The sequence below is a fragment of the Dyadobacter bucti genome (assembly GCF_005869225.1).
GTDB lineage: Bacteria > Bacteroidota > Bacteroidia > Cytophagales > Spirosomataceae > Dyadobacter > Dyadobacter bucti.
Window position 1 is genome coordinate 96,087 of record NZ_SWFP01000012.1, and the last position, 25,886, is coordinate 121,972.

Below are 25,886 nucleotides of genomic sequence, written 5' to 3' on the forward strand. Positions count from 1 at the left end.
TTTAATGAATAAGTTCGACGTATTAACTAATAATATAGCGGCTTTATCGACTGCTTTTGAATTATCAAAACAAGGACGTAAAGCAAACGCAGAAGAACGCGAAGTTCTATCTGGTTATTCTGGTTTCGGCTCAATAACTGAGATTTTATTAGATCCAAAAATTGACCAGTTATGGACTGGAAAAAAGCATCGTGTACAGCCATACGTTCAGGAAATATACGATTTAATTGAGCAATACAGACCCAACGAAAAGAAGCGATATGTTGATTCTGTTAAGAACAGCGTCTTAACAAGTTTTTATACGCCGGTTCCCATTGTAGATGCTATTTCAAACGCACTTAAAGACAATCAGGTCAATATTAAATCTATTCTTGACCCTTCCGCAGGGAGCGGATTGTTTGTTGACCGTTTGAGAAAAAGCCATTGTCCTAATGATGTTGTCATGTTTGAGAAGGATTTGCTTACTGGCCTTGTACTTTCCGTAAAATCTAATGACAGAACTAGGGTTGAAGGCTTTGAAAATATTGGTGGGAGGTATCAAAATCATTTTGACTTAGTTACTTCCAATATTCCTTTTGGAGCAATATCGGTATATGATCCTGCTTTTCAAAAGAAAGGGCACGTTGAAGCGCGAGCAGTAAATCAGATTCATAATTATTTCTTTTTGAAATCGCTTGAACAAGCTAAACCAGGTGGATTAGTAGCCTTTATAACCACTAGTAATTTTGCTGATTCGGGATCCAACAGGGATTTTAGAGAAAGTTTATTGCAGCAGGGAAAGCTTGTTTCAGCGGTCAGACTCCCACAAAATTTATTTGAATCAGCTGGTACGCAAGCAGGCTCCGATTTGATTGTTATCCAAAAGCGGAGCAAGCCAACCAATGTTTATAGTAAAACTGAAAAAGCGTTTTTGGAGACTACTTCACATGCCTCTGACTTGGCCAGCCTGAGCAATGGCAACGATGTCTTATCAAACGACTACTTTGATAGCAACCCTAAAAGTATAATTCACACAAGTAAAGTTGTCGATACTAACCAGTATGGAAAACCTGCATTTATATATAAACACGATGGAGGTGCAGAAGAAATAGGGAAAACCCTGCATGGAATCCTCGCAAATGATATTCAAATCAACTTTGATAGTGAAGCATATGGCAAGATTAGTAAGCTTCCACGCAAAAACTCAGTCTCAACTGGCCAGCTTGATCTTTTTGCTCCACAACTTGATCTGTTTGCTCAATCACCAGAGGTTGAAGTAAGAAAACCTAACCCTTTGCCATTTACCGGCAAATTGTTTGACCATATAAGTGATGATAGTATTGTGTCGCAAGGCGGTAGGATAGGTAAGGTAAGTAAAGACGATAATGGCAATCCCCTGGTTGAAGATTTTCAATTATCACCAAAGCAAACCAAGCAATGGGAGGCACTAATTGATATTCGTGATGCTTATTTTGGGCTTCTTAAAAGTGAGAGGGATAATCAAATTGAAGATAGGGAGTCACGACAGAAGTTAAATGAGTCGTATGACCTATTCACAACTTTTTATGGCCCTTTAAAGCATAAAAGCAACATGGATACGATCCTTCTCGACCCTGCCGGAAGAGAGTTGCTTTCATTGGAAAAATTTGATAAGGATAGAAATGATTATGTAAAGACAGATATTTTCTTTGAGCCGGTACACATTGCTTCGGCCAAAATTGATGTTTTTACTCCTAATGAATCACTAGCCGCGTCTTTGAATCTGTTTGGTCGAGTGAATTTTGATTACATGGGTAGTGTTTCCGGACTCGACACAGACCATCTCAAAAAGGAATTGAGTGATAAACTGTATTTCTCACCATTAGACGACGAATACCAGGTCAAAGATGTTCTAGGTTCAGGAAACATTTTGCAGAAAATAGAGAACATAAAAGATCTGGCTAATCACAATGATCCAGAAATTCAAAGGACTTTGGCATTTTTGGATACTGTTAAACCTGAGCCAGTTCCTTTTGACTTGTTAGATTTTAATTTGGGTGAAAGGTGGATCGATCCAAAAATCTATTCTCGGTTTGCTACCAACTTTTTTTCTTCTGACGTCGAAGTAAACTATTCACCGGCAATTGATGATTATGCTATTAAGTCTTTTGGATACAATTCTAAAATTGGCACAGAATATGCGGTTCAAACAGATCGTCGTACTTACACAGGGGTTGATCTACTAAGATATGCGCTACTAGATAATGTTCCGGATATCACAAAAACAGTTGAAGGTCCGGATGGAAAAGATGTAAAGGTAAGGGATGCTGAAAATGTAAGGTTAGCTTCGCAAAAAATTGATTTGATTAGAAATGGTTTCTCTGATTGGATTCAAAATCTTCCCGAAAAAGACAAGCAGGGCATTGAGAGTACGTACAACAATCTTTTCAACGCTGAAACTAAGCCTAAGTATGATGGTTCTCATATGACTTTCCCAGGCTTAAAGCTTCAAAATGTTGGTCTTGAAAAATTATACGATTCTCAAAAAGACACATCTTGGATGTTGTTGCAAAATGCAGGAGGTATAGTAGATCATGAAGTTGGAACAGGGAAAACCTTAACAATGATCGTAACTGCTTACGAAATGAAGCGCCTAGGTTTGGCAGCTAAACCAATGTTAATTGGCTTAAAAGCTAATGTAGGAGCGATTGCAGATACATTTAGAGCAGTGTATCCTGATGCAAAAGTACTATCACCCAATGAAAACGATTTTGCAAAGCCTAACAGGGAGAAATTGTTCAGCTCTATCGCCAATGAAAATTGGGATGCAATCATTTTAACTCATGATCAATTTTCTAAAATCCCACAAAGTTTGAATGTTCAGAGAAGAATTTTGGATAAAGAAGTTGATAACCTTGAAAAGGACTTGCGCGAACTGGAAAAATCGGGTTTGTCTGTTGGCACTTCATTGATGAAGGGGCTGGAAAAAAGGAAAGTTTCTCTATCGAATAACTTGAACGAAGTTGTAACCCAACTTAAAGACAAAAAGGACAATGTGATAGATTTTGAGAAAATGGGAATTGATTCCCTGATGGTCGATGAAAGCCATAAGTTCAAGAATCTGATGTTTACGACAAGGCATGACCGTGTTGCTGGCTTGGGTAATCCTATTGGATCGCAAAGGGCTTTAAATATGCTTTTTGCAGTTCGCACAATTCAAGAGAAAAGGGGAAGCGATAGTGGCGTTACATTTTTTTCAGGAACACCAATTTCCAATTCTTTAACGGAGTTGTACCTTCTCTTCAAGTACTTACGGCCAAAGGAATTAGAGAGAAGAAAAATCGAAAATTTTGATTCATGGTTATCTGTTTTTGCTAAGAAAACGACTGACTACGAGTTTTCTGTAACCAATCAGCTTATTGAGAAATCAAGGTTTAAGAATTTTATAAAAGTACCGGAACTCGCTTTGATGTATAGTCAGATCACTGACTATCGCACCGCGGAAATGGTAGGGGTTGACAGACCGAAAGCGGCACATAAATTGGTGAATATGAAGCCGACGGAGGATCAAGCAGCTTTTACAGATAAGCTAATTGAATTTGCTCAGACAGGAAATGGTATGTTGTTGGGACGAGCGCCGTTAAGCAAATCCGAAGAGACTGCTAAAATGCTGATTGCAACTAACTACTCAAAAAAGGCTGCATTAGATATGCGCCTTATTAATCCGGATCTTTCTGATCAGCCCAACTCCAAGGTAAGTGTATGCGCAGACATCATTGCAAAACATTACAAGGAGTCAAATTCTTATAAGGGAACGCAGATGGTATTTTGCGATTTAGGTACTCCTTCGGCTAACTCAAATTTTAATGTATACGATGCACTGAAAATCAAGCTCATAACGGAATTTGGTATTCCTGAAAAGCAGATTCGATTTATTCACGATGCGAATAATGATAAGCAAAGGCAACAGATAATAAAAGAAACTAATGAAGGCTCAATTCGTGTATTAATCGGCTCGACTGAAAAGTTGGGAACCGGTGTAAATGCACAGCAGCGCATTGTGGCTCTTCATCATTTAGATGTGCCCTGGAAACCAAGTGACCTGGAACAGCGTGTAGGACGTGGATCAAGAGCAGGTAATGAAGTTGCTAAAAATCATTTTGGAAATGAAGTTCAAAATTATGTCTATGCGGTCGAAAAAACCCTTGATAACTTCATGTTTAATTTGGTACAAAATAAGTCTCTGTTTATATCCCAAATTAAGAACCAAAACATTAACATTCGTAGAATTGACGAAGGTAGTGCTGATGAAAGCAATGGTATGAATTATGCCGAATATGTAGCCCTGCTTTCTGGAAACAAAGATTTACTTGAAAAAACTAAAATTGAAAAGCAAATAACAGGTTTGGAGGCGGAGAAAAAAATCTTTGGCAAAGACATATCATATCAAAGGGCAGTTTACTTACAAATGGGTGTATCATTGGAGAAGACAGAAGAAAATATTTCCAAAGTTAAAGCGGATCAAAAAGCCGTTGTTCGATATGATAAGGATGGTAAACTAATCCCATTTGTCGATATGGACAAAGTGGAAGATCTAGGTCGGCTAATGTTACAAGCTGAAATGACAAACAAGAAGCACGGCACAAAGTTGATTAGCCATATAAAAGGCTTTGATCTTACCCTAGACACTTTTCAAGCTTCTATTGTAGACATCGATGCAGGCACTCAGAAAATGTCACATCGATGGGAACTGAGATCGTCTAACGACATTGGCTACAAACACAATTCGGGATATCTGCAAAGTGATAAGGTAAAAACAGCAGGGGAGTGGGTAAATAAATCTGTTTCCCCAGAAACCTTTGAAAAGTTAATTAAGGGAATGGAAGAACGAAAGGCCAGTTACATCAAGGACATGGAAATGACCAAAGATGTTTTGTCCAAAGCTTGGCCAAAAGAAGAAAAGTTGAAGGAGTTGAAGGATAGCCTTGTAGTCATTGAGAAGCGCCTGACTGAGAGCCTTAATCCAAATAAGGATAAGGAGCAAAATGCCGGTAAGGAAAATGGAATGAAAGAAACTGAGACCGAAAAAATTATTCCCTTAAATGGGAAAGTGGATACTCCACCGGGGGATGAATCACAATTCAGAAATAGATCCTTCATCCGCAGGGGAATGTAACTTAAAATTTCGAGTCCAGATAATTGGAACAAGTGGGGAAAAAACTTAATTCTATACCAACTATTACAATATATTGTAATAGTTGGTATTTTTTTATATCTTTATTCTATCAAAACGGTTGACAGGCCGCTTTAATAAACCTCTTATAGTTTATGTCTAAAGAATTCAAAACGATCGTTGTTGAGCATCTTGACAAAGAAGAAAACGAAGATGTTGTCAATATCTTGAATCAAATCATTGATCAGGGAATAGTTGGTAGTGGGAGTAAAGCCTTTATGTATGCTGTTCGCCAATATCCAAATAACACTCAGGTTATAGCAAGTCTCAAATTGTCTCTTGAACGGGTTAAGACCGAGTTAGAAGACTATCGACGAAATGCTAGAAGATTGAAAGAGGTTATTTCGTTCGTTTCTAGCCTTGATAGCCACGATTCCGATAGTCTATCACACCGCTTCAAGGAGCTCTGAATAAGTGACAGGCTGTCACTTTAACGACAAATTTTTCCTAGTGGGAAAATTAAAATCTCATTCCTTGTGCCTGTAAAAAGGGCTGACCAGTACGTTGGCTTTCTTTAAGTGGCTCACTTTTTTACATTGTGAGTTGCTATTTTAAATAGGCCTATTAAGCGAGGAAAAAGGAAGATTTGTGGCTTTTTTTCCGTTTTTCCGTTAAAATGCGTCTTTCGACGTATATCATTATTTGAAAATTAAACATTTATAAATTATGAAATTAGCGAAGCGTAGTGACAAGGATCTCATTGTAAAAATACTAACTGACTCATTTCAAGACAATAAAAGTATCAATTACCTTATTCCGAATGATTCAAAACGTTTGAGCAGAATTTCAGAGCTAATGGCGTACTCATTCGAGGTGTGTATGGCAAGTGGTAAAGTACTTCTCTCCGATGATGAACAAGCATGCGCATTGGTTTCAGCTCCTGAAAAAAAGAAAACGACACTTTCTGGACTATTAAATGAAGTTCGGCTGGTCCTTTTTGGGATCGGATTAAAAAATGCTCTCAAAGCTATGAAAAGAGAAAAAGCAATTTCTGCTAATTACCCAGACAGACCGATTTACTACTTGTGGTTCATAGGCGTAAAACCGCAAGCGCAGTCCAAGGGAGTAGGAGGAAAGCTATTAACGGAGATTATTGAAGATTCCAAAATTGAACACCGTCCAATTTTCTTGGAAACATCTACAGTAAAGAATATTCCTTGGTATGAAAGGTACGGACTGAAAATCTACAAAGAGCTAGATTTTGGATATACACTATATTTAATCAGTAATAAGACAAATGACAATATCTAATACAGATATGCATGTGGTAACTGCAATCTTTATAGTTTTTGAAATTATAATGTTGTTGTTCCAGTTGCCTTTATATCTGGCGAAAAGAGAAAAGATGCGGAAGTATTATTTAATACTCCTCATATTATTGATAGTTAAAAATGTTGCAATGGGTTTCTTTCCAGACCCAAGAATAAATTTTATTCCCATTGGCGTTCAATACATATTAACGTACGGGGCTGGGTTTATTATGGCTTCATATTTTCCGTTTTATTTTTATAAAGCGTATGACATCAGTGAGTTAAAATGGCATGCAACAAGAGGGATTTACTTCTTTTTGCATCTTCCGTTTTTGTTGGTAGCCGGGGTAACATACTTATTGAATAAGAATATTGATCAGGCCATTGATAATGGCCTGATCATACCCGCAATTTATGGGATCATATTAGGGTACGTTCTGTTTAGGTCTATCCGCGAGAAGTACAAAAATGTAGAAAGGAAGGATTACCTTCAAATCATCGGAGTTTACTTTGCAGTGATACCTTATGCAACCCTTGCCTTTCTTGCATACTTTCGAATTGAGCAGGTGAACGAAGCATTATTAACCAATGGTGGGTTTGCTATCATTACACTTTTATTTGTGAGGCAGTCAATTCGTGATGTACGAACCGATCTCGAAAGATTAAAAGAAATCGACAAAGCTGAAGAAGCTTTGCCTGCTGTGTCATTGGAAGAAAATAAAGCTGTGGTTATGCCGCTGGAATTTGCATACGAAGAAGAAGCGGTCGTAGTTAATGATTCGTATGATCCAGGGATGAGATTAGAAATGAATATGAATGAATTTGGTCTTACTACTAAGGAGAAGGAAGTCGTTAGGCTTTTAAAATTGGGCTATACTAACGAAGAGATAGGAAATTCACTGAATATTCAGGTGGGTACAGTCAAGAAACATTTAGAAAATACCTTCAGAAAGGTACTTGTTAAAAACAGACTTGAGTTGATCCATAAATTAGAGAATTAGACACAAAACTGTACTTTTTTCATCCATTTCGGTATTTGTCTTATATGGTACGTCTTAAGACGTACCATTTTTGTTTAAAAATATTTCAAAAAAAATATCAAATTAGACTTTTTTCGTATTGTCACAGAAGAAGTTTTCTACCAATTTTGACGAAGTACTTTCAGCCACCAATATTTCCTACTTTACTCTTATGGAACCTGCAATTCAAAATGCAACGAAACATTTTCGGTCCTTGAACTGTGTAAATACAATTGAAAATGATCGAATCTCAATCCCTTCTTATTCTGTTGAAAGCATATTATTAAAGTTTGGCAGCGATGCTTTTGAACCTAATATTTTAAATAGTAGGGGATCCAGTTTAGAGCTTGTTCCTAAAATGAGACTTTATTTTACGACCAAGGAATGGTTCGGATTAGATTTTGATTATCGACTTTTTATTATGAAAGCTTTTTACGACAACCTTTAATTGCTGAACCAAGTATCGAAGCAGCTTGGTTTGTATGCACATTTTCTATTTTCACCATACATCATAGAGCCGAACTGTATTATTACAATTTAGGCGAACCACCTACATCCTCTAAATACATCAGGAAATTTGTAAGTTAAATTATGAAATATTAGATTTACATTTTATAATTTAACTTACTTTTTTATGCGATCCCCTTATAAGACGACAAATTGTTTTGTGGTAAGATATATTACGAAATTGCAAGCCTGTCGAGAAGCTTTTCCCCAACTACTCTCACCTTGATACAAAATACAGATCCTAAAATCTGCATTACCCTTACGAAACGTATAATGGCTATAGTTACTCAGTTTGCTGCAGTTAATAATGAGTCACAAAAAATTAGATAGCCATGTTACTATCATCTAAAATTATTTTACTTGTGGTCGTCATGCTTTTCATCATTATTCAGATGAGAAAGAATGATTTTCCTGATGAGATAAGGTCTAACCTTCAAGATTTGCTTCGGATTGCGAATAGAAATGGTATTCAAATTCAGGAGCTTGGCAAGGCGGTGGACTTGCTGCGTAAGGATTTTGCCTACAGCACCATGCATCTGGAAGATTTTAATGAGGAATACAAGCGATTTTTAAAGCATTTGAATACATACTACAAAGAATCCGCTAAGAGCCAACAAGTTAGCGAGCAGATACAAACCGATATTGAAACGTTAAGTAGCCTGTTGAAGAATATGGATTTGACAAGAGAAAATTTACAAGGTATAACCAACTCTCATGAGAAAAGCATTGGTCAACTTGTTTCTGGTGCAGAATCTAATCTTAATGAAAGTATTGAGAGGGCTGAAAAATCCATGATCCGGATTCTAACTACTATAAAAGAGAATGCGAGATTGAATGTCAAGAACCATTACACACTTGAAGAATTTGAGCGCGACTTAAACGGAAATTAAATATGAAAACCATTTTGTATTCACTTATGCTACTAGCCCTAGCCTTTGTATTAGTAACTGAGCTGTTAAATTCTAAGACTTTGGTTAAACCAATACCCATTGGGCAAATGATTAGCAATGCGCCACTTTCTATTGTTAAATCAGATAGTGTAAAGGCGGCTATTTTAGAAAAAATCCACATTCCTAAAACAAAACTTAGTGATGAGCAGTTTCTATTGATTTATAAAAATGTTGATGGTGAAGTTTGGAAGATAGAGAACTCGCTACCCTTTTGGGGTGCGGGAGAAAAAAATGATTCTGTATGGGTATATTTTTCTAACGTTAACAGGAAGAATGGTTATGTTTCATACTCAGACGTAAAACCGATGAAGTAGACATGAATACTCAAATCACTCACGGAGAACAGTTTTTAGCCTTCTCCGCTATCCGAAATCATTACAATGGCATCATTATTCTAAGTGTAAAGGATTTATTTACATGTAACAGAATTTGCGATTTGTACGCTGCAAACAAGAAAGTGCCGGATGACCTGTATCATGAATTTAAAGCGATCGTTACAGAACATAATGTCAACTAAGAGTATGATATGACATGTTAGAAATCTACTTGCATATCATGAGAGTTGGCTTATCAAAGCAGAGGCTGCTTTCCATAGATTAATCTTTGAATGTTAGATATGATACCGAAATTCGGTTGTCGGGAATACTACATGTAAGTTCACGGGGCAAATGAGGCTGCTTCAAATTGATAGGGCCATATTCACTTATGACTTTCATAAAGAGCTTCCAACTTTTTCTTCCACAACCTTCATTCGCTCCAATATTTCGTTAACTGTCTGGGCAATGTGGTGCATTTGTGAAACAGGCTCTGGCAGGTCTTTGGACTGATAGCTATGGTATTTCCAGATTTCCAACACGTCACTGGCCACAACCTGATAAGGCTCATACAATGGGTTGAGTGATTCTAAAAGCACTGTTTTATTAACCGGATCAACAGTGAGCCTTTTGAAGACAAAATCCTGCTCCCCGCGCAGCATGGCAATGCATAGTATGCCTGGTTTTAACTGTGTCCAGTCTTCCACAAACTTACAAATCACATCAGATCCTTCCGGAAGTGGCAGCATGGAATCACCAATCGTAGGAAACATCCGGAAGGTGCCGCCAGCAGGAAGGTTAGGCATAGAAAACTTGGGTAGCTTGGCAATGAAGTCTGGGTCAGCATACCCATGACGATAGCCCGCCTTGGCCTTGATGGGTACATACTCGACATTTTCTTTACTTGTCTGATCAGTTGAAATAGCCAGTACCCGCAAATTGCTGCCGGTAATGTAAACATCACTTCCAGACTCCAATTCTCGAAGCTTCAACTCTGAGATTTTCGTAAGGTCAACCCGGAAAAGCGTGTCAATGCTGATATGAAAGAAATCTGAAAATTTCATCAGGTCAGCTGCGGTCGGGTTTTCTGTCCTTCCTGCTTCAAGGGAAGCCAGTTTAACACGGGTTAAACCAAGCTTTTGTGAAAAATCTTCCTGGGTCAACCGCTTGCGGTCACGCAGGAAACGGATGTTAGTGTGGAAAAAAAGTTTTGCGCTTGTCATGGCATAATGTTATTATTGAAATCACAACTTTGTTATTAATAATATCAAAGCTAATAATAAATGCTATGATATGGAAACTGCAACTGATAAGAATGAGCTGATAACCAGGCTGAGAGCTGAAATCCTTTCCTTGCAGGGCATGCGTGTGGCTTCACACCATAAACAGATGGGGACAGGATTGGGGCCAATCCAGGATGCGTTTCCCCAGGGGGCATTTCCAGTTGGGGCTATGCATGAATTTATCAGTACGGACCAGGGACAATCCGCAGCAACGAGCGGTTTTATGGCTGCGCTTGCAGGTTTCCTAATGAAGCAGGATGGTATCTGCCTTTGGGTCGGGATGCAAAGGACTGTTTTTCCACCAGCTTTAAGCTTCTTTGGGCTAGCACCGGAAAGGGTCATATTTATTGACGTCAAAAAGGAGCGTGACTTGCTCTGGATGATTGAGGAAGGGCTTCGTTGCCAGGCACTTTCAGCAGTAGTTGGCCAGGTACAGGAAATTGGGCTAACCGCATCCCGACGGCTTCAACTTGCCTGTGAGCAGAGTAGGGTGACCGGCCTTTTGCATAGGATAAATCCACGCAGTATGAATCCAGTTGCCGCCGTCTGCCGGTGGCAAATTAGCCCACTCCCGACAGAGGGGCAAAACGAGCTTCCAGGTGTCGGGCATCCCCGCTGGAATGTGCAGCTGCTAAAAATCCGCAACGGCCAGCCAGGCAGCTGGCAGGTAGAATGGCAAAATCAGAATTTGAAATCCATTATAACGCAGGATAGCCAGGATAAGGGCGAGCTGCTTCAAGTAGGGTAGGTATGGCGCGCTATGTATCCATATGGTTCCCTCATTTAACCACAGACCGGCTTGTGTTAAAACGGCCTGAGCTGGCAGGTACTCCTTTTGTTTTGGCTGCGCCCAGCCGCGGACGTGTTGTAGTGAAAGCAGCTAGCGCACAGGCCCGGGGCTGCGGAATCATGGAAGGCATGGTTGTGGCAGATGCCCGTGCTGTTCTGCCCTCGTTGGAGGTGATCGAAGACGATGCAGAGCTGGCAGAAAAACTTCTGAATGCACTTGCAAAATGGACGCTACGCTACACGCCACTTGCAGGGATTGATCTTGATGACGGTTTGATTTTAGATGCAACCGGCTGCACGCATTTATGGGGTGGTGAGATGGCTTACCTGAAAGATATCGTCGCCCGCTTGAAAGGCAGTGGTTATGATGCGCGCGCGGCCATGGCAGATACGATAGCCACCGCGTGGGCTGTTTGCCGGTACGGTAAATCCGAGCGTATCGTTGCGCCTGGCGCACAGCTTGATGCACTACAAGCCTTACCGCCTATGGCGCTGCGCTTAGAGCAGATTACCATCGAAAAGATGTATAAGCTTGGGTTTTATCAGATAAAAAGCTTTGTGTATATAGCGCCATCTGTGCTTAGACGGCGTTTTGGGCAGGCGCTTTTAGACCGGCTAGGGCAGGCGCTTGGCCATGTCCATGAAGCCTTCGAGCCAATCCAACCACCTGAGCCATTTACTGAGCGATTGCCTTGCCTGGAACCCATTCGCACCGCACCGGGCATCGAGATTGCCATGCAAAAGCTGCTGGAAATGCTGTGCAGCCGGCTTGCCAAAGAAGGGCAGGGGGTACGCAAAGCAGTACTGAAATGCTACCGGATTGACGGTGAAATGCAGCAGGTGGAGATTGGCACCAGCTTTGCCAGTTGCAGTGCAGGACACTTGTTCAAACTCTTTGAGTTAAAAATCCCAACCATTGAACCGGCATTGGGCATTGAGCTTTTTGTATTGGAGGCACCGATAGTAGAACCGCTTGGAGAGCAGCAAGACCAGCTCTTTAATTTAGGTGCGGCAAACAAATGGGTGGAAATTGCAGAGCTCCTTGACCGCCTTGTTGCAAGGGCGGGCCCTGACATCAGCCATCGCTACCTACCCGCCCAGCACTACTGGCCAGAGCGCTGCACCATTGAAGCGGCCACTTTAAAAGAGCAACCGCAGACTCCCTGGCGCATTGACCGGCCCCGGCCCGTGCATTTGCTACCAGAACCCCAGAGGGTAGAAGTCTCAGCCCCCGTTCCGGATTACCCGCCCATGCTTTTCCGCTATCAGGGAGAAGTCCACAAGATAAAAAGGGCAGATGGTCCCGAGCGAATTGAACAGGAATGGTGGATACAGGAAGGTTTGCACCGCGATTACTATACAGTCGAAGATGAAGCAGGGGCCAGGTTCTGGATATTCCGGCTCGGCCACTACCAGGATGACAACAAGCCCGAGTGGTTCATACACGGATATTTTGCATAAGTCTTAAACAAATCCAGGCATGGCTTATACCGAATTACAGGTAACGACAAATTTCAGTTTTCTCAGGGGTGGCTCACATCCTGAGGAACTTGTGGAGTATGCATGCGCAATTGGCTACAAGAAAATAGCCATCACCGACCGCAACACGTTGGCTGGGATCGTGCGTGCACATGCTGCGGCGCGTGGAAAGGATATTCAGATCATCCCTGCAGCGCGGCTTGATTTGATCGACGGCCCAAGCCTTCTTGCATACCCAACAGATAAGGGCGCTTACGGGCGCCTGTCGGGGCTTCTTTCAACGGGGAACCTGCGGACCGAGAAAGGCAAATGCGCACTTTTCCGAAGGGATGTATACGCGCATAGCGAAGGGATCATTTTCATTGCTGTTGCACCAGATGAGCTCAATACAGAATTTGATTTTGAACCTGGCTTTGAAAGGGCGCTTAAAGATTATCGGGATGCCCTGGGTGATCAGCTTTACATTTCGGCCAGCCGGGGTTACCTGGGCAATGATGCCAAAAAACTTTACCGCCTTTCACAAATCGCTGACCGGCTTGGTATCCCGCTTGTAGCCACTAACGATGTGCACTATCACCATTCCGAGCGGCGGCAGTTACAGGATATTTTGACCTGTATCCGTGAAAAGTGTACGATCTATAACGCTGGCTTTTTGCTGCACCAAAATGCTGAGCGGTACCTAAAACCAGAGAAAGAGATGTTGCGCCTGTTCAGGGCATATCCCGATGCAGTACGCCGTAGCCAGCAGATTGCTGATGCCTGCCAGTTTACGCTTGATAGTTTGAAATACGTATATCCGGAAGAGATCACCAGTGAAGGCCGAAGCCCACAAGAAGAACTCACCTATCTGGCATGGAAAGGTGCCAGGGATTTCTACGGTGATCCACTGCCCGAAAAAGTAGTAAATGCCATTAACCATGAAATGAAATTTATTAAAGAGATGGATTATGCGGCCTATTTTTTGACTGTATATGATATTGTGCGGTTTGCGCGGCAGAAAGGTATATTATGCCAGGGGCGGGGCTCGGCTGCCAATTCGACGGTCTGTTTCTGTTTGGGCATTACCAGTGTTGATCCGACCAAATTTGATTTGTTGTTTGAGCGGTTTATATCATCGGCGCGGAATGAGCCCCCAGATATCGACGTAGACTTTGAGCATGAGCGGCGCGAAGAAGTCATCCAGTACATTTATGAAAAGTATGGACGGGACCGGTCTGCGATCGTCGCCACTGTGACCCAGCAGCACCAGAAAGGGGCGATCCGTGATGTGGCCAAAGCGATGGGTATGTCTGTCGATGCCATTAACCGGCTCTCTGGCTCAATTTGGGAGTTTACCGACGAATGGTTTGAAGGTAAGCGCATCACTGAGCAGGGCTTTAATGCCGACGACCCGCATCTTGTCAAAGTGCTGGACTTAACACGTCAGTTTATGGGCTTTCCGCGCCAGCTGGGCCAACATACGGGCGGCTTTGTGATCACCCAAGGAAAGATCACAGATCTTTGCCCGATCCTAAACGCTCGAATGCCGGGCCGTACCAACATTGAATGGAACAAGGACGATATCGATACGCTTGGTTTTCTGAAAATTGATGTCTTGGCGCTAGGGATGCTGACCTGCATCCGGAAAGCGTTTGATTTGGCCAAGGAGCATTACGGCCTTTCGCTAACACTAGCTAATGTGCCGCAGGATGATCCGGTAGTATATGATATGATCGGTCACGCAGATACGATTGGCGTGTTCCAGATCGAAAGCCGCGCGCAGCAGTCGATGCTACCACGCATGAAGCCCAAAGATTTTTATGACCTGGTCATTGAGGTCGCCATTGTTAGGCCAGGGCCCATTCAAGGGGATATGGTGCACCCGTATTTGCGACGCCGGAATGGTGAAGAAGCTGTCGAGTATCCTTCCAAAGAGCTGGAAGCAATCCTGGGCCGAACGTTGGGCGTACCGCTGTTCCAGGAGCAGGCGATGAAAATCGCCATCGTTGCCGCCGGCTTTACGCCGGCAGAAGCCGACAAGCTACGGCGCAGCATGGCAACTTTTAAACTATCCGGGATGGTGTCGCAATTTGAAAAGAAGCTGATCGATGGTATGACTTCACGCGGCTACTCGGAAGATTATGCTAAAAGGATCTTCCGGCAGCTCGAAGGCTTTGGAAGCTACGGGTTTCCTGAAAGCCATGCGGCCAGTTTCGCCCTTCTTGTATATGTTTCCTGCTGGCTTAAATGCTATTACCCAGATGTTTTTGCTGCTGCGCTGCTGAATAGTATGCCCATGGGTTTTTATCAGCCTGCCCAAATTATTATTGATGCCCGAAAGCATGGGGTCGTTGTAAAGCCGGTTGACGTGAATTTGTCTTTTTGGGACAACATGCTGGAAGTAGCCGAAGGGAAATACAAAGTGATCAGGCTTGGCTTCCGGCAGGTAAAAGGAATCAGGCAAGATGAAATGGAACTGCTTGTTGCGGCAAGATCTCACCCTTATGCATCTATCCATCTGGTCCGTGATGCTGGCGTCTCCCAAAGTGCCATTGAAAAGCTTGCTGATGCGGATGCATTCGGTACCATGGGGCTTGACCGCAGGCGGGCGATGTGGGAAGCGACTGCGCTTGCAGACCGGCCGTTTGGGCTTTTTACTGGTCAGCAGTCGCAAAGCGCATTTGAGCAACCGGTCGAGCTTCCTAAGCTGACGCCTGCTGAGCATGTTGTCCAGGATTATGCTTCCACTTCACTTTCGCTTAAAGCGCACCCGGTAAGCTTCGTGCGGCAGCAGCTTTCCGCCAAACGCGTGGTTGCAACCCAGGATCTTTACAGCCGCAAAGCGGGCACCATTGTCCGGGTAGCAGGCTTGGTGCTCGTCAGGCAGAGACCGGGGACAGCGGGCGGGGTTTGCTTCATCACCATCGAGGACGAGACCGGAGTAGCCAATTTGGTCGTCTTTCAACACCTTTTTGAAAAGTACCGCAAAGAGATTTTGCGTGCGCGACTTTTGATGGTCGAAGGCAAGTTGCAGATCGAAGGTGAAGTCGTGCATGTGATCGTTCGTCACTGCTATGATGCATCACCACTGCTTCGCGAGCTCAATGCGGCCAGCGGCGCAGATCCCGACGTGCAAACACTTTCACGTGCAGATGAAAAAGATGAATACGCATCTGCGGCAGTAAACAAAAAAACGCAGGTAAGAAAGAAAGACGTCCAACTGGAAATCTTCCCATCGGGGCGGAATTTCAAATAAACAGACCAGTGTATGACTGCATCTTATAACCCATTTTTAGTACTGGATATGCCTTATCTCAAAGCGCTGCTTAGAAGCGGAAAATACTTTATCGTCCTACAACGCTTTAATTGGTCTGGCTTGCCAAAAGGCCAGGCTTTTATAGCGACTCCTTATCAAGATCGGAACGCCGCGCAAAAACACGCAACGAAGCTGACTGCCCAAGAAGGGCGAATGCTGGACGTGCGTACTGAGCATGATAAGTTTAGCAAGCTCTTCAATGACCCTAGGTATGTTGTTTTTGTTAGCAAGTTTAAAGAAGGAGATTGGCAATCGAGAGTTATAAAGCACTACCAAAAGAATATTCACTCTTTTCTAACTGCTAACACTGGTATTGCGCCAGATGAAAAGACCAACATTGAGCTAACCTTTGAGGACGGGCACCTAATGGCCCATGTCATATCAAATGGGGAGCAGTATCATTGGGAGGCTTGCAAGCTGATTGAGTAATATACAGGCAGCATCTAATCAAATTTCATGTGAGCGATTTCGGTTGTCGAGAATGCTACATGTAAAGTCTGTCGGAGTTGTATAGACTCAGGATGCATTTAAGCTGCATAACAGAGCTGTATAATGGGGATGGTCAGTAGAGTTGCATTGGTTGAACAATTTGGTTGTCGCGAATACTACATGTAAGGTTTTCCAGAAAGTCGACCGCTTCCCTGGTAGCAGCTGATCCACGTTAACAAGTTGAAGTTGAAATTGTCTCTTCGCATGCAAAAAGCGGACATAGAGTGCGCAGAAACCGTGGTTTTTTTGCGAATTCATCTGCATGGAAATATCAGTAATAAATGGGTCACATGGGCCGCAAGAGCCCTATTGGGTTCACTAATTGAAAATGGTTCCACCTTAAACTGTACTTTATGACAATGACTCGTTCTAAAAACGGACGTTCATTCTGCATCTTTGATTGACGGGATGCTCATAAGTTCAAATAGGCCACTTCCCGTATATGCAATTACGTTGATATAGTATTTTAGGATTTGATGAAACACGAACATATCAACTGATCATGAAAACAAGTAAAAACAAAAAGAGCAATATCCTTAATGAAGCGGATGGTGAAAAATTGAAAGAACTATTTGTAGATGGTTTGAAAGATATTTACTGGGCAGAGCAGCACCTTGCCAAGGCACTGGTAAAAATGGCTAAAAACACCACCTCAGAAGAGCTAAAATCAGCCTTTGACCTACATACCGAGCAAACCAAACAACACGCCGCTACATTAGAGCAGGTATTCGAAATCGTTGACGAAAAGGCCAAAGCCAAGAAATGTGCAGCGATGGAAGGCCTCATTGAAGAAGCAGAAGAAATCATCGAAAGTACAGACAAAGGCACGATGGTACGTGACTGTGGTTTGATCATGGCCGCCCAGAAAGTAGAGCATTATGAGATTGCATCATATGGGACCCTGAGAAATATTGTCCGCACTTTGGGTTACTCGGAAGCTGCCGACCTTTTGCAACAAACCTTGGATCAGGAAGGTGAAACCGATCATATTTTGACCGGCTTGGCCGAAACCTATGTTAATGAACAGGCTAGCGCTGAGTAATAATAAGAGATTTTGCAGGTGTTGATTCTTTATGGATCAGCACCTGTGTAATCAATTCACGTATATAGACCAGCGTGAATAGACCGTTTCAATAATAACCGGGTTGGCCTACCTGAGGCTTATGTTACAATTTCTGCACACGACAGGGTCTAATTTCTCAGGCAGATTGATAAACTTGAAAAGGTGCCTGGCCACTCTATCCATTTGTAATGGATGATTTTTTTCACGGCTGGGCGCGGCAAAATTCATATCTAGTCCATTGAATAACGATTGTTGGATCTAGTATGGCTTATGCGGAGGATTAACAGGGTGGTTCAAGATCAAGATATTGACACTGGCACATTTTTAGTTCATCGTACTGCTCAACAAAAAACATATAAGATGAGCTGGAAAAATAATTATGAGGAAAGGGATGATTCTAACGGAGGCTTTGTGCTTGGACTTTTCGTTGGCGCTACCATAGGTGCATTGGCTGCAATTCTATTTGCGCCCAAAGCAGGCCAAGAAACCCGTCAACAGCTGAAAGATTTGGCAAACCAGCAAAAAGACAAACTGCGAAACCAGTGGGAAGACACTAAGATTAATGCAGCCATAGCGGTTGATCAGGCAAAAGAAAAACTCAACACAGTTGCTGACCAAACCAAAGAGGCAGTGGATACGTATGCCGATAAAGCCAAAGGAACGGTTGACCACCTGGCCGACGGTACCAAAGCGACGGTGGACAAATTTCAAAAGCGTTATTAATGTCAAGCCCCAGGCAGCAACCGGCAGATGCTGGTATGGATTCGTCTACCATTGAAGCCCAAACAATGCTTGTGATGGAAGAAAAACTGGTCGTCACCACTGAAAATGTTGAAACAGGCCGCATCCTGGTTTCTAAACAGGTTTTTCAGCAGGAGGCAACCTTTACTGGTGAAATCACGAGCGAGGAATTGATAGTGGAGAGGAAAGAGATCAACGAGTATGTACAGACGGCCCCGGCCGCTGTCCGCCAAGAAGGGGACGTAACCATTGTCTCGGTTGTAAAGGAGGTATTGGTTGTCGAAAAACGCCTGATGCTTGTAGAAGAGATGCATATCACAAGGCGTCATCACCACGATCAAAAGACCTTTACCGAAACGCTGCGAAAGGAAGAAGTAACCATTTCAAGAAGCGGTCCTGGCATAGATATTTGATAGCCGGTCGTAATTCAACAAACTAAAACCTTTTAAATCAATAATCATGGCCAATACAGTAGTTGGAATTTTCGAAAACACGAATGATGCGCAAGAGGCTCAAAGTTATTTACTAGCTAATGGGTTCTCAGCCAGCGACGTGGATATTACAACGTCATCATATAATTCGGATGCGACAGTATCAACTGTTAATAAAGATGATGAAGATTTTGGTGACCGCATCGGAAACTTCTTCAAAGACCTCTTTGATGGGGATGAAGATGAAACACGGCGTTATTCTGAGGCAGGACGACGGGGCACAATTGTGACGGTGCACGCGGCCGATGCTGAGTTGGCAGAAACTGCGGCGGATATCCTGGACCAGTATGGCGCAGTGGACGTCAACGAAACCGCTGGCAGTTACAGTGCAAGCCAAGGGCTTGGCAGCTCGGTAACGGATGCTACGGTAGGTACATACAATGATACTTCCATTGATCCTTATACCAATAAGGCAATTGATATTGATTCAGATCAGTCGTTTGTTTCGGATGCTCAGACAGATTCGCTGCCAGTGATTAAGGAAGAATTGCAGGTTGGAAAGCGTGAGGTCGAAACAGGCGGTGTACGCCTTAAAAGCCGGATTATTGAGCGCCCTGTTCAGGAAAGCATCCGTCTTCGCCAGGAGCAGGTCAATGTTAATAGGACACCTGTTGACAGGGTTGCATCCGAGTCAGATTTCAATACTTTCCAAGAAGGGACTATTGAAATGAAAGAATATGCAGAAGTCCCTGTTGTAAATAAAGAAGCGCGAATAGTTGAAGAGGTAAGTTTAAGCAAAACCGTAGATGAGCGCGAAGAGACGATCAACGAAACCTTGCGCAATACCGAGGTCGAAGTTGAAAACCTCACAGATGAAGAAAAGCTTAGAAGATCAGGTTTGGATCTTTAATAGACACAATCAGCAAGATTAAAAGGCGCCATTACTGGTGCCTTTTTTTTATTCACCTGATCTTAGTTACAAGTTATGCCGGGATAACAGGGCCTTCAAATCCAGGACCGTTTGTTCTTCCTCATTAACAATATCCTGAATCATTCCTTGCGCCTGTTCGTACTGCAATGCGCTGGCAAGCATAAGCATCCCTGAATAAGCCCCGATTTGATAATTAGCGGCTTTAATAACTGCCAAAATAAATGAGATGTCACATGAGTTGTCGTCATCTGTAAAGAATGTGCACGCGTCTTTAAGATCTGATATCAGGCCGGTGAGTGCTGCACTTTCTTTATCTTCCGCAGGCTCATTAATAGAAACGAATATTTGCCTCAAACGGTTGACATGCTCCTGGGTATAAGCCCGCTCATTCTTTAAAGCGCTTCCTAATTCAGGCAGGCAAGTTGACCTGCCGAGCTGGCCTAACATGGACACCCATGCATTTTCAAACCAGTGCATCTGGCGTAGTTCGGAGGTAAATAACTCGTGGGTTGTCATAGATTGTTGAGATTGAGCTTCGGGGCACGTTTGGTTTAAAACTATGCCAGTTAACAGGCCATTATGGTTTCAATTCAGCTTATTGAAGAATGGCCACATCCGGGTTATTTTCAGTCAAATCAAAGGATCGGATAAATGCAAGCCGCCCTTTGGTCTACTGTATCCTGGTGCCCCATTAACGGCAAGGCTGTCCCCATATTTGCAATTGATGCAGGGCCGCTTTTTGAAAACAGGTACCATAGCATGTTATTGGCAATTAATAATTAAGACCTTGCATGGCATGGATGTTTCTTAGTATGCCCCAGGCAAGCTACAAGACTTGTGCTTAGCCAAGCACCAAACTCGGCACATCGCCTATCTTTTCAACATCTATTTTTCACTGACAAACTAAAATCAAATGGAAACCAACATTTTATCTGATCAACACAGCTACGGGCAACGGGGCAGAAGTGAAAGCCCGTCAAGCGGCAGATGATGCGGCATCGGCGGCTTCGAAAGCCGCAATCTTTACATTCTTAGGGCTATTGATCGGTGTCGCTGCTGCTGGTTTTGGCGCTAAAAAAGGAACCGATTCAAAGGATGACTACAACAGGTATGACCGTCCCGTGCACTCGGCCGTCTAATAGATTACATACTAAGCAGAATGAGATAGTCATTTCAGGCACACACTTTTAATTAACCTATAACTAAACTTTAAATCAACTATGGCAGAATTAGATGTCCAACCAAAACAAAGCCGTCCCTGGTGGATATGGCTTCTACTTGCACTTATCGTTATTGGTCTGATTGCGCTTCTGCGCGGCTGCAACAAAGATGATAATTCGGTTACAGGTTCAACCGATAGTACTGCTGATGTAAAAGCAGTTACCCTGCCCGAGTGGGACAATGTCAATTTTAATGCATCCGAAGCGCACTATGAGGAAATTACCGATACATCCATTGCCGTGAAAGGCGATGACAACTACACGATCTACGGATTGGGCGAGAATATCCTTTTTGCTAGCGGTGAAAATCAGGTTCAGCAGAGCGCCGAAAAGCAGTTAAAACAAATAAGCGCTTCACTTGAAAAGCGTTTCAAAGGTGTTGCGCTGGCCGTTTATGGTAACACGGATTCGACGGGCTCAGCTGGGCTCAATAAAGAACTGGGTAAAGAGCGTGCCGAATCAGTAAAACAATGGCTGGTAAAGAACGCAGGCTTTTCTGCTGACATGATTACAGTTATGTCCAAGGGCGAAACTGATCCGGTAGCTACTAACCAAACGGCTTCTGGAAGGCATATGAACCGCAGAGTTGAAATTGTCGCCAAAGCGAAGTAAGTGTTCAGCAAATGATTATTATTTAAAACAAAGATTATGGCAAATTCAAATGATACTGACCGCATGCAAGAGCTTGGCGGCAGCGGTTACGAAATAGTCGATGGGCAGCCTAACATTAAAGGTTGGGATGTAAGGGATACAGCAGGGAACGAACTTGGAGAGGTTGATGAGCTGATCTTTGATACCCAAACCCAAAAAGTGCTGTATATTATTGTAGACCTTGATGATAACAACTTGGGATTGGATTCTAAAAAAGTGCTGGTCCCGATTGGACTAGCCACACTGGATGAGAAAGAAGATGAAGTAATTCTGAGCGAGCTGACCAGCCAAAAACTGGGTTCTTTGCCGGGTTATGAAAAAGGCATGATCACACCTGCAACTGAATCGCAGATCCGCAGTACATTCACAGGACTTGCAGCTGCGGCCGCCGCTGGGGCTGCTACTTATGAAAGCCATCCGGAGGGATTTTACAAGCACGAACATTTTGATGACAAGCAGTTCTATGGTTCCAGGACTGCATCCAGTGACAAAAGCATTTCTGGAAGCAATCAAAGTATTCCTATCATTGAAGAAGATATCAATATATCCAAAAGGCAGGTGCAGACCGGCGGGGTGCGGCTAACCAGCAGCATCAAGGAGCAAGCAGTTCAAGAGAACGTGACCCTTAAAACCGAGCATGTCCATGTAGATCGCACGCCTGTTGACCGCCTGGTCACGCCTGGTGAGCTGGATACATTTAAGGAAGGGAGTGTTGAGCTGATCGAGCATGCAGAAGTGCCGGTCGTATCAAAAACTGCTATTGTAGTCGAAGAAATATCACTGACCAAAGATGTCACTGAACGTGAAGAAGTCATTAAAGACACTGTGCGCAGTACAGAAGTTGAAGTGGAAGAGCTTGCTTTACGAAAGGGCCAGCAACTTAAAACGGATGAAAATCCAGATGATAGCAGCATCTAGTCACAATAGAAAACTCCGATCTGCCTGGCAGTTCGGAGTTTTGATTAAATGGTACAGAAGTTACTTAATAGATGAAAGTGACACCAATTGAAAATAACATGCATACCTTTACCTTGAAATGAGCATCTTACGTGCCATGGATAATCAACTTTTTCTTTGGAGCAGCCTAAGCATGTTTACTTAATTGATGATGATCCTGATGACCGGTACCTGGTCTGTGAGGCCTTTACGTTGGTGCGTCCCCAAGACAATATTATTGAGGCCATCAACGGGCACCACTTCTTTGAGATTCTTGATGTTAACAAAGTTAGCGTCCCCTCGTTGATTATCCTTGATGTTAATATGCCAGGCATGAATGGCTTGGAAACTCTTAACGGATTAGATCGCTTATTTTGATTTCAAGCATTCCCGTTGTTATGTATTCAACCTCTGAGAGCCCCTCACTCATTGAGCAAGCATACCAGGCGGGCGCTTCTACTTTTATTGTCAAGCCTAATTCGTTTGAAGGCCTGCTTGAAATGTGGGGCGCGGTAACATCTAAATATCTTTAAGTTATTGTCAGGCGTAAGTGGCAATTAACGCTTGATATGAAGCTGAACAGCACTGGTTTCAAAACGCTCAAGTATCCAATTGTACTCAGACGTAACACCGTAGCCTTTATCAGGGAGGTCCGTTTTTACTAACCGGCGGAGCGCTATATTAGCCAACCTCTTGTCACTGACATTTTCATAGTTCGCTAAATGCCCAGTACGGTAATGCGGTGTTGTGCAAAGCCGATGTTTGCAAAAAAGAATTTAGATAGACAATGTGCCCGCAGAAGAAAATCAGATTACAACTATAGAAAACGTCTTCAACGTATTTAAGACCGGACTGGAACAAACTACTAAAGTGTCTTTGGTAAGGATTTGGTTTGAACGAAGTAACAAGGTATAAAAGCTTAGGTTGGAACACACAAAGTTGGTAACTTATTATATTTCAGTTCTATAAAATTCTAGACGAAATATTACATTTACTCTGTTAGCCTAAATAAGCACACAGATGAAAACCGACATAGTCAAAAAGCGCGATCGCGACCGCACTAAGAGTAAAATTCTTAAGGCGGTCGGTGACGTGATGGAGCAACACGGAATTGCAAAAGTTGGCGTAAACCTCATTGCTCGTACCGCCGGAGTAAACAAGGTTCTTATCTACCGTTATTTTGAAAGTGTGGAGGGGCTGATGAAACAGTATGTAAAATCTAGAAATTACACATCGACAATCTGTGCGGACTACATCGACAGCATTCCCGCCCCCGGCCCCGATGAAAGAGGGAAAGCGTTAAATAGCTTAATGCACAAATTTATCAACGACCTACGTGAGAGCAAGGCCACCCGCGATTTGATTAGGTGGGAAATAGGTAACGGCAAATCGATGCTTTCTGATACCCAGAACCAGGTTGCAGAACGCATTATGAGTAAGATTGGGGATTTGCCCCGCTACAATGACACCAGTGCACTGGTCGCCTTTCTAACGGCCAGTATTTATTTTGTGACCATCTCGGCCGACTACCGGCAAAAAATGATTGACGTCGACTTGCATTCGGAAGACGGCTGGAAAAGGATCGAAAGATTGATCGAGCGAATTATTACAGACGTAAGAAGCTAATAACAAATCGCTTTAAAAGAGTCTTTCTCAGGTTTAACTGTGAAGGTTTGATTTGAACATTCAGTGGGATTTTCTTGGCTAACTATAAGAAAAAAACTTCTCTGCTCTTACAGGTACATTTTTCTCCAGATTTTGTATTGGCCAGCAGTAAACTAGGGTCCGTATTTCTTTCGCCCATTTGTCATTAACAGGCGTATGCAAAAACGGTCGTATTTCTGTACTCTTCCGACTTTGTTGGAAGTGTTCATTTTTATGCCAAAAACAGCCTAACGAGAGTTCATTTTAGTGGTACATGAAATCTAATTACAGTATATTGCAACCACAGGGGTTAAAATGTAATTTGAGATGATTTTTGGCTACGTAAGAGTTTCGAAGAATGAGCAAAATCAGGACTTACAATTTGATGCACTAAAAAAGGCCGGGTGCGAGAAGATTTTTCATGAGAAAGTATCTGAAGGTAAAAATTCCCGCGCACCAGTGCAGGGTATCTCTTTATAAGGGAGTCCAGATGCTCCAATTGTATAGGCCTTAGCTTTGTCAGGCACAACTCGATGATCTTAACCGCATCCGAGCCCAGGTCAGGGCTTATATTTTCGATCATAATTAACGTCGAGGGGGTTGGTTTACGGTACGGGCCCGACGTTCTGCTAAACGAGTCACGACAGGCGCTTGATATTAAGGTACCAAAATTTCTTGTAAGTTTCAGAGTCACATTAAAATGACCCGCGCGAGGCGAATTGAATTGTATGGTATAATTATTGTTGCCTGGGCAACGGACTTACTACACAATATTATGCAAAGCACAACTGAAAAGATCAAAGAAGAGGCCCAGGCGGCCGCACAGACTGTGAAGGACAATCAAAATGTTGGAATGACCGAGCGCATTATCTCCGGTATCGCAGCGGTAGCAATTGGCGCTTATGCGGTGAAGAAAAAGGATTCGCTGCTCGGAAAAGGACTCACGGCTGTAAGTGGCTTTTTGCTTACCAGGGCGACGACCGGCTTCTGCCCGTTAAATAAGGCGATCGGTCGGAATAGTCTGCTAGTGGGTTGACCGGTAGGAAGGCGCATCCAAAATCCCTAACCATCAATTCAGAGGACTTGCTTTCATATTTTTCCAGCGTAGCCTGCCCCTGAGAGAAACAACGCAAAGTGCACCTGACAGTCTGAACGTCAATCACGCGGCCCGCTCCATTCGCTGCGCTCCCGTGTGGGTGTTGCCTTTTCAGACTTTGCCGGGTGCTGAAGGGCATTGTTCTCCAACGGTGGAGGCGACAAACAGCAAAAAACATGGAAGCCCAGCAATTGACACTCCAAGACCTCGCAGGATTTACCGGCACTGACAATTGGTACCGTCATCCGGTCGTAAAACGCATCTTGTACACCGATGGGATTAGGCACTTGATGCTCAAAGCCGCAGCATACTGGCTTATCGACGAAATAGCTTTCCAGCAGCATCATCCAAGGGTGAAAAATGAAGAATTCCAGGTTTGGACGCTTAAAGTAGACCTCAATGAAACAACCGGGGTACTTACCTGCGATGATGGGAACGGCCGGGTGCTTTGCTCAAAGCAAATTCCCTACACAGATTTTCCACTGGCAGAAATTAAAATCTATTTTACAAACGATGTGATCCTGCTTCCATGTGAAAATTAACCGCTTTTGGCTGCTTTCAAAGTGGGAGCAGCCATTGGCTTTTATGCACGTTTCCGAATTGTATA

General features: G+C 43.1%; 25 protein-coding genes. 23 read left to right on the top strand and 2 right to left on the bottom strand.

Annotated elements, in window-relative coordinates:
- The first annotated feature begins 4 nt into the window (after positions 1 to 4).
- From FBF61_RS29910 to FBF61_RS29935, 6 genes are all read left to right on the top strand, one after another.
- Complete coding sequence (locus FBF61_RS29910) at positions 5 to 5,134, top strand: helicase-like domain-containing protein (protein ID WP_138484489.1); 5,130 nt, start codon at positions 5 to 7, stop codon at positions 5,132 to 5,134.
- A gap of 152 nt (positions 5,135 to 5,286) precedes the next feature.
- Positions 5,287 to 5,601, top strand: coding sequence for a hypothetical protein (locus tag FBF61_RS29915; RefSeq protein WP_138484491.1), 315 nt, complete (start codon positions 5,287 to 5,289; stop codon positions 5,599 to 5,601).
- Between the two features lie 256 nt (positions 5,602 to 5,857).
- The gene (locus FBF61_RS29920) at positions 5,858 to 6,442 is read left to right on the top strand and encodes a GNAT family N-acetyltransferase (protein ID WP_138484493.1); all 585 of its coding nucleotides are present in this window, start codon (positions 5,858 to 5,860) and stop codon (positions 6,440 to 6,442) included.
- Positions 6,429 to 7,442, top strand: a complete 1,014-nt coding sequence (locus FBF61_RS29925; RefSeq protein WP_138484495.1) for a helix-turn-helix transcriptional regulator — start codon at positions 6,429 to 6,431, stop codon at positions 7,440 to 7,442. The genes FBF61_RS29920 and FBF61_RS29925 overlap by 14 nt, the downstream gene beginning before the upstream one ends.
- A gap of 857 nt (positions 7,443 to 8,299) precedes the next feature.
- Positions 8,300 to 8,857, top strand: coding sequence for a hypothetical protein (locus FBF61_RS29930; protein WP_138484497.1), 558 nt, complete (start codon positions 8,300 to 8,302; stop codon positions 8,855 to 8,857).
- Between the two features lie 2 nt (positions 8,858 to 8,859).
- A complete protein-coding gene (locus tag FBF61_RS29935; protein ID WP_138484499.1) occupies positions 8,860 to 9,231 on the top strand; it encodes a hypothetical protein in 372 nt (123 codons plus the stop codon).
- Positions 9,232 to 9,629: 398 nt separating this feature from the next.
- Here FBF61_RS29935 and FBF61_RS29940 read toward each other — a convergent pair whose 3' ends face one another.
- Positions 9,630 to 10,454, bottom strand: coding sequence for an XRE family transcriptional regulator (locus tag FBF61_RS29940; RefSeq protein WP_138484501.1), 825 nt, complete (start codon positions 10,452 to 10,454; stop codon positions 9,630 to 9,632).
- 70 nt (positions 10,455 to 10,524) lie between these two features.
- Between FBF61_RS29940 and FBF61_RS29945 the strand changes: the two genes are divergently transcribed.
- The 8 genes from FBF61_RS29945 (at position 10,525) to FBF61_RS29980 (ending at position 19,711) form a co-directional block, all read left to right on the top strand.
- On the top strand, positions 10,525 to 11,262 hold the full coding sequence (locus tag FBF61_RS29945) for an ImuA family protein (RefSeq protein WP_138484503.1): 738 nt from the start codon (positions 10,525 to 10,527) through the stop codon (positions 11,260 to 11,262).
- 2 nt (positions 11,263 to 11,264) lie between these two features.
- Positions 11,265 to 12,764, top strand: coding sequence for a Y-family DNA polymerase (locus tag FBF61_RS29950; RefSeq protein ID WP_138484505.1), 1,500 nt, complete (start codon positions 11,265 to 11,267; stop codon positions 12,762 to 12,764).
- Between the two features lie 19 nt (positions 12,765 to 12,783).
- Positions 12,784 to 16,017: an error-prone DNA polymerase gene (locus FBF61_RS29955; RefSeq protein ID WP_138484507.1), complete on the top strand. Its 3,234-nt coding sequence runs from the start codon at positions 12,784 to 12,786 to the stop codon at positions 16,015 to 16,017.
- A 12-nt stretch (positions 16,018 to 16,029) separates the two neighbouring features.
- Positions 16,030 to 16,506, top strand: a complete 477-nt coding sequence (locus tag FBF61_RS29960; RefSeq protein ID WP_138484509.1) for a hypothetical protein — start codon at positions 16,030 to 16,032, stop codon at positions 16,504 to 16,506.
- A gap of 562 nt (positions 16,507 to 17,068) precedes the next feature.
- Positions 17,069 to 17,608, top strand: a complete 540-nt coding sequence (locus tag FBF61_RS29965; RefSeq protein ID WP_138484512.1) for a YciE/YciF ferroxidase family protein — start codon at positions 17,069 to 17,071, stop codon at positions 17,606 to 17,608.
- A gap of 381 nt (positions 17,609 to 17,989) precedes the next feature.
- The gene (locus FBF61_RS29970; protein WP_166444649.1) at positions 17,990 to 18,352 is read left to right on the top strand and encodes a YtxH domain-containing protein; all 363 of its coding nucleotides are present in this window, start codon (positions 17,990 to 17,992) and stop codon (positions 18,350 to 18,352) included.
- The gene (locus tag FBF61_RS29975; RefSeq protein WP_138484516.1) at positions 18,352 to 18,783 is read left to right on the top strand and encodes a YsnF/AvaK domain-containing protein; all 432 of its coding nucleotides are present in this window, start codon (positions 18,352 to 18,354) and stop codon (positions 18,781 to 18,783) included. The genes FBF61_RS29970 and FBF61_RS29975 overlap by 1 nt, the downstream gene beginning before the upstream one ends.
- A gap of 46 nt (positions 18,784 to 18,829) precedes the next feature.
- Positions 18,830 to 19,711: a YsnF/AvaK domain-containing protein gene (locus FBF61_RS29980; RefSeq protein ID WP_138484518.1), complete on the top strand. Its 882-nt coding sequence runs from the start codon at positions 18,830 to 18,832 to the stop codon at positions 19,709 to 19,711.
- A 66-nt stretch (positions 19,712 to 19,777) separates the two neighbouring features.
- Here FBF61_RS29980 and FBF61_RS29985 read toward each other — a convergent pair whose 3' ends face one another.
- Positions 19,778 to 20,248, bottom strand: coding sequence for a DUF892 family protein (locus FBF61_RS29985; protein WP_138484520.1), 471 nt, complete (start codon positions 20,246 to 20,248; stop codon positions 19,778 to 19,780).
- Positions 20,249 to 20,697: 449 nt separating this feature from the next.
- Between FBF61_RS29985 and FBF61_RS34775 the strand changes: the two genes are divergently transcribed.
- From FBF61_RS34775 to FBF61_RS30025, 9 genes are all read left to right on the top strand, one after another.
- Entirely contained in the window at positions 20,698 to 20,871 is a 174-nt protein-coding gene (locus tag FBF61_RS34775) for a hypothetical protein (protein WP_166444641.1), read from the top strand.
- An 81-nt stretch (positions 20,872 to 20,952) separates the two neighbouring features.
- Positions 20,953 to 21,564, top strand: coding sequence for an OmpA family protein (locus FBF61_RS29990; protein WP_138484522.1), 612 nt, complete (start codon positions 20,953 to 20,955; stop codon positions 21,562 to 21,564).
- Between the two features lie 36 nt (positions 21,565 to 21,600).
- On the top strand, positions 21,601 to 22,521 hold the full coding sequence (locus tag FBF61_RS29995; RefSeq protein ID WP_138484523.1) for a DUF2382 domain-containing protein: 921 nt from the start codon (positions 21,601 to 21,603) through the stop codon (positions 22,519 to 22,521).
- Between the two features lie 156 nt (positions 22,522 to 22,677).
- A complete protein-coding gene (locus FBF61_RS30000) occupies positions 22,678 to 22,917 on the top strand; it encodes a response regulator (protein WP_138484524.1) in 240 nt (79 codons plus the stop codon).
- A gap of 20 nt (positions 22,918 to 22,937) precedes the next feature.
- Positions 22,938 to 23,072: a response regulator gene (locus FBF61_RS35320; protein ID WP_138484526.1), complete on the top strand. Its 135-nt coding sequence runs from the start codon at positions 22,938 to 22,940 to the stop codon at positions 23,070 to 23,072.
- A gap of 487 nt (positions 23,073 to 23,559) precedes the next feature.
- Positions 23,560 to 24,165 (top strand): TetR/AcrR family transcriptional regulator, encoded by a 606-nt coding sequence (locus FBF61_RS30010; protein WP_138484527.1) that lies wholly within the window; start codon positions 23,560 to 23,562, stop codon positions 24,163 to 24,165.
- Between the two features lie 345 nt (positions 24,166 to 24,510).
- Positions 24,511 to 24,663, top strand: coding sequence for a recombinase family protein (locus FBF61_RS30015; RefSeq protein ID WP_138484529.1), 153 nt, complete (start codon positions 24,511 to 24,513; stop codon positions 24,661 to 24,663).
- Between the two features lie 295 nt (positions 24,664 to 24,958).
- Positions 24,959 to 25,219, top strand: coding sequence for a YgaP family membrane protein (locus FBF61_RS30020; protein WP_166444650.1), 261 nt, complete (start codon positions 24,959 to 24,961; stop codon positions 25,217 to 25,219).
- Positions 25,220 to 25,455: 236 nt separating this feature from the next.
- Positions 25,456 to 25,821, top strand: coding sequence for a DUF6876 family protein (locus FBF61_RS30025; protein ID WP_138484531.1), 366 nt, complete (start codon positions 25,456 to 25,458; stop codon positions 25,819 to 25,821).
- Positions 25,822 to 25,886: the final 65 nt, after the last annotated feature.

Bases quoted from the DNA above. Each gene is read 5' to 3' on its own strand.
- FBF61_RS29910 (WP_138484489.1), top strand. From the start codon at position 5: ATGAATAAGTTCGACGTATTAACTAATAATATAGCGGCTTTATCGACT.
- FBF61_RS29915 (WP_138484491.1), top strand. From the start codon at position 5,287: ATGTCTAAAGAATTCAAAACGATCGTTGTTGAGCATCTTGACAAAGAA.
- FBF61_RS29920 (WP_138484493.1), top strand. From the start codon at position 5,858: ATGAAATTAGCGAAGCGTAGTGACAAGGATCTCATTGTAAAAATACTA.
- FBF61_RS29925 (WP_138484495.1), top strand. From the start codon at position 6,429: ATGACAATATCTAATACAGATATGCATGTGGTAACTGCAATCTTTATA.
- FBF61_RS29930 (WP_138484497.1), top strand. From the start codon at position 8,300: ATGTTACTATCATCTAAAATTATTTTACTTGTGGTCGTCATGCTTTTC.
- FBF61_RS29935 (WP_138484499.1), top strand. From the start codon at position 8,860: ATGAAAACCATTTTGTATTCACTTATGCTACTAGCCCTAGCCTTTGTA.
- FBF61_RS29940 (WP_138484501.1), bottom strand. From the start codon at position 10,454: ATGACAAGCGCAAAACTTTTTTTCCACACTAACATCCGTTTCCTGCGT.
- FBF61_RS29945 (WP_138484503.1), top strand. From the start codon at position 10,525: ATGGAAACTGCAACTGATAAGAATGAGCTGATAACCAGGCTGAGAGCT.
- FBF61_RS29950 (WP_138484505.1), top strand. From the start codon at position 11,265: ATGGCGCGCTATGTATCCATATGGTTCCCTCATTTAACCACAGACCGG.
- FBF61_RS29955 (WP_138484507.1), top strand. From the start codon at position 12,784: ATGGCTTATACCGAATTACAGGTAACGACAAATTTCAGTTTTCTCAGG.
- FBF61_RS29960 (WP_138484509.1), top strand. From the start codon at position 16,030: ATGACTGCATCTTATAACCCATTTTTAGTACTGGATATGCCTTATCTC.
- FBF61_RS29965 (WP_138484512.1), top strand. From the start codon at position 17,069: ATGAAAACAAGTAAAAACAAAAAGAGCAATATCCTTAATGAAGCGGAT.
- FBF61_RS29970 (WP_166444649.1), top strand. From the start codon at position 17,990: ATGAGCTGGAAAAATAATTATGAGGAAAGGGATGATTCTAACGGAGGC.
- FBF61_RS29975 (WP_138484516.1), top strand. From the start codon at position 18,352: ATGTCAAGCCCCAGGCAGCAACCGGCAGATGCTGGTATGGATTCGTCT.
- FBF61_RS29980 (WP_138484518.1), top strand. From the start codon at position 18,830: ATGGCCAATACAGTAGTTGGAATTTTCGAAAACACGAATGATGCGCAA.
- FBF61_RS29985 (WP_138484520.1), bottom strand. From the start codon at position 20,248: ATGACAACCCACGAGTTATTTACCTCCGAACTACGCCAGATGCACTGG.
- FBF61_RS29990 (WP_138484522.1), top strand. From the start codon at position 20,953: ATGGCAGAATTAGATGTCCAACCAAAACAAAGCCGTCCCTGGTGGATA.
- FBF61_RS29995 (WP_138484523.1), top strand. From the start codon at position 21,601: ATGGCAAATTCAAATGATACTGACCGCATGCAAGAGCTTGGCGGCAGC.
- FBF61_RS35320 (WP_138484526.1), top strand. From the start codon at position 22,938: ATGTATTCAACCTCTGAGAGCCCCTCACTCATTGAGCAAGCATACCAG.
- FBF61_RS30010 (WP_138484527.1), top strand. From the start codon at position 23,560: ATGAAAACCGACATAGTCAAAAAGCGCGATCGCGACCGCACTAAGAGT.
- FBF61_RS30015 (WP_138484529.1), top strand. From the start codon at position 24,511: ATGATTTTTGGCTACGTAAGAGTTTCGAAGAATGAGCAAAATCAGGAC.
- FBF61_RS30020 (WP_166444650.1), top strand. From the start codon at position 24,959: ATGCAAAGCACAACTGAAAAGATCAAAGAAGAGGCCCAGGCGGCCGCA.
- FBF61_RS30025 (WP_138484531.1), top strand. From the start codon at position 25,456: ATGGAAGCCCAGCAATTGACACTCCAAGACCTCGCAGGATTTACCGGC.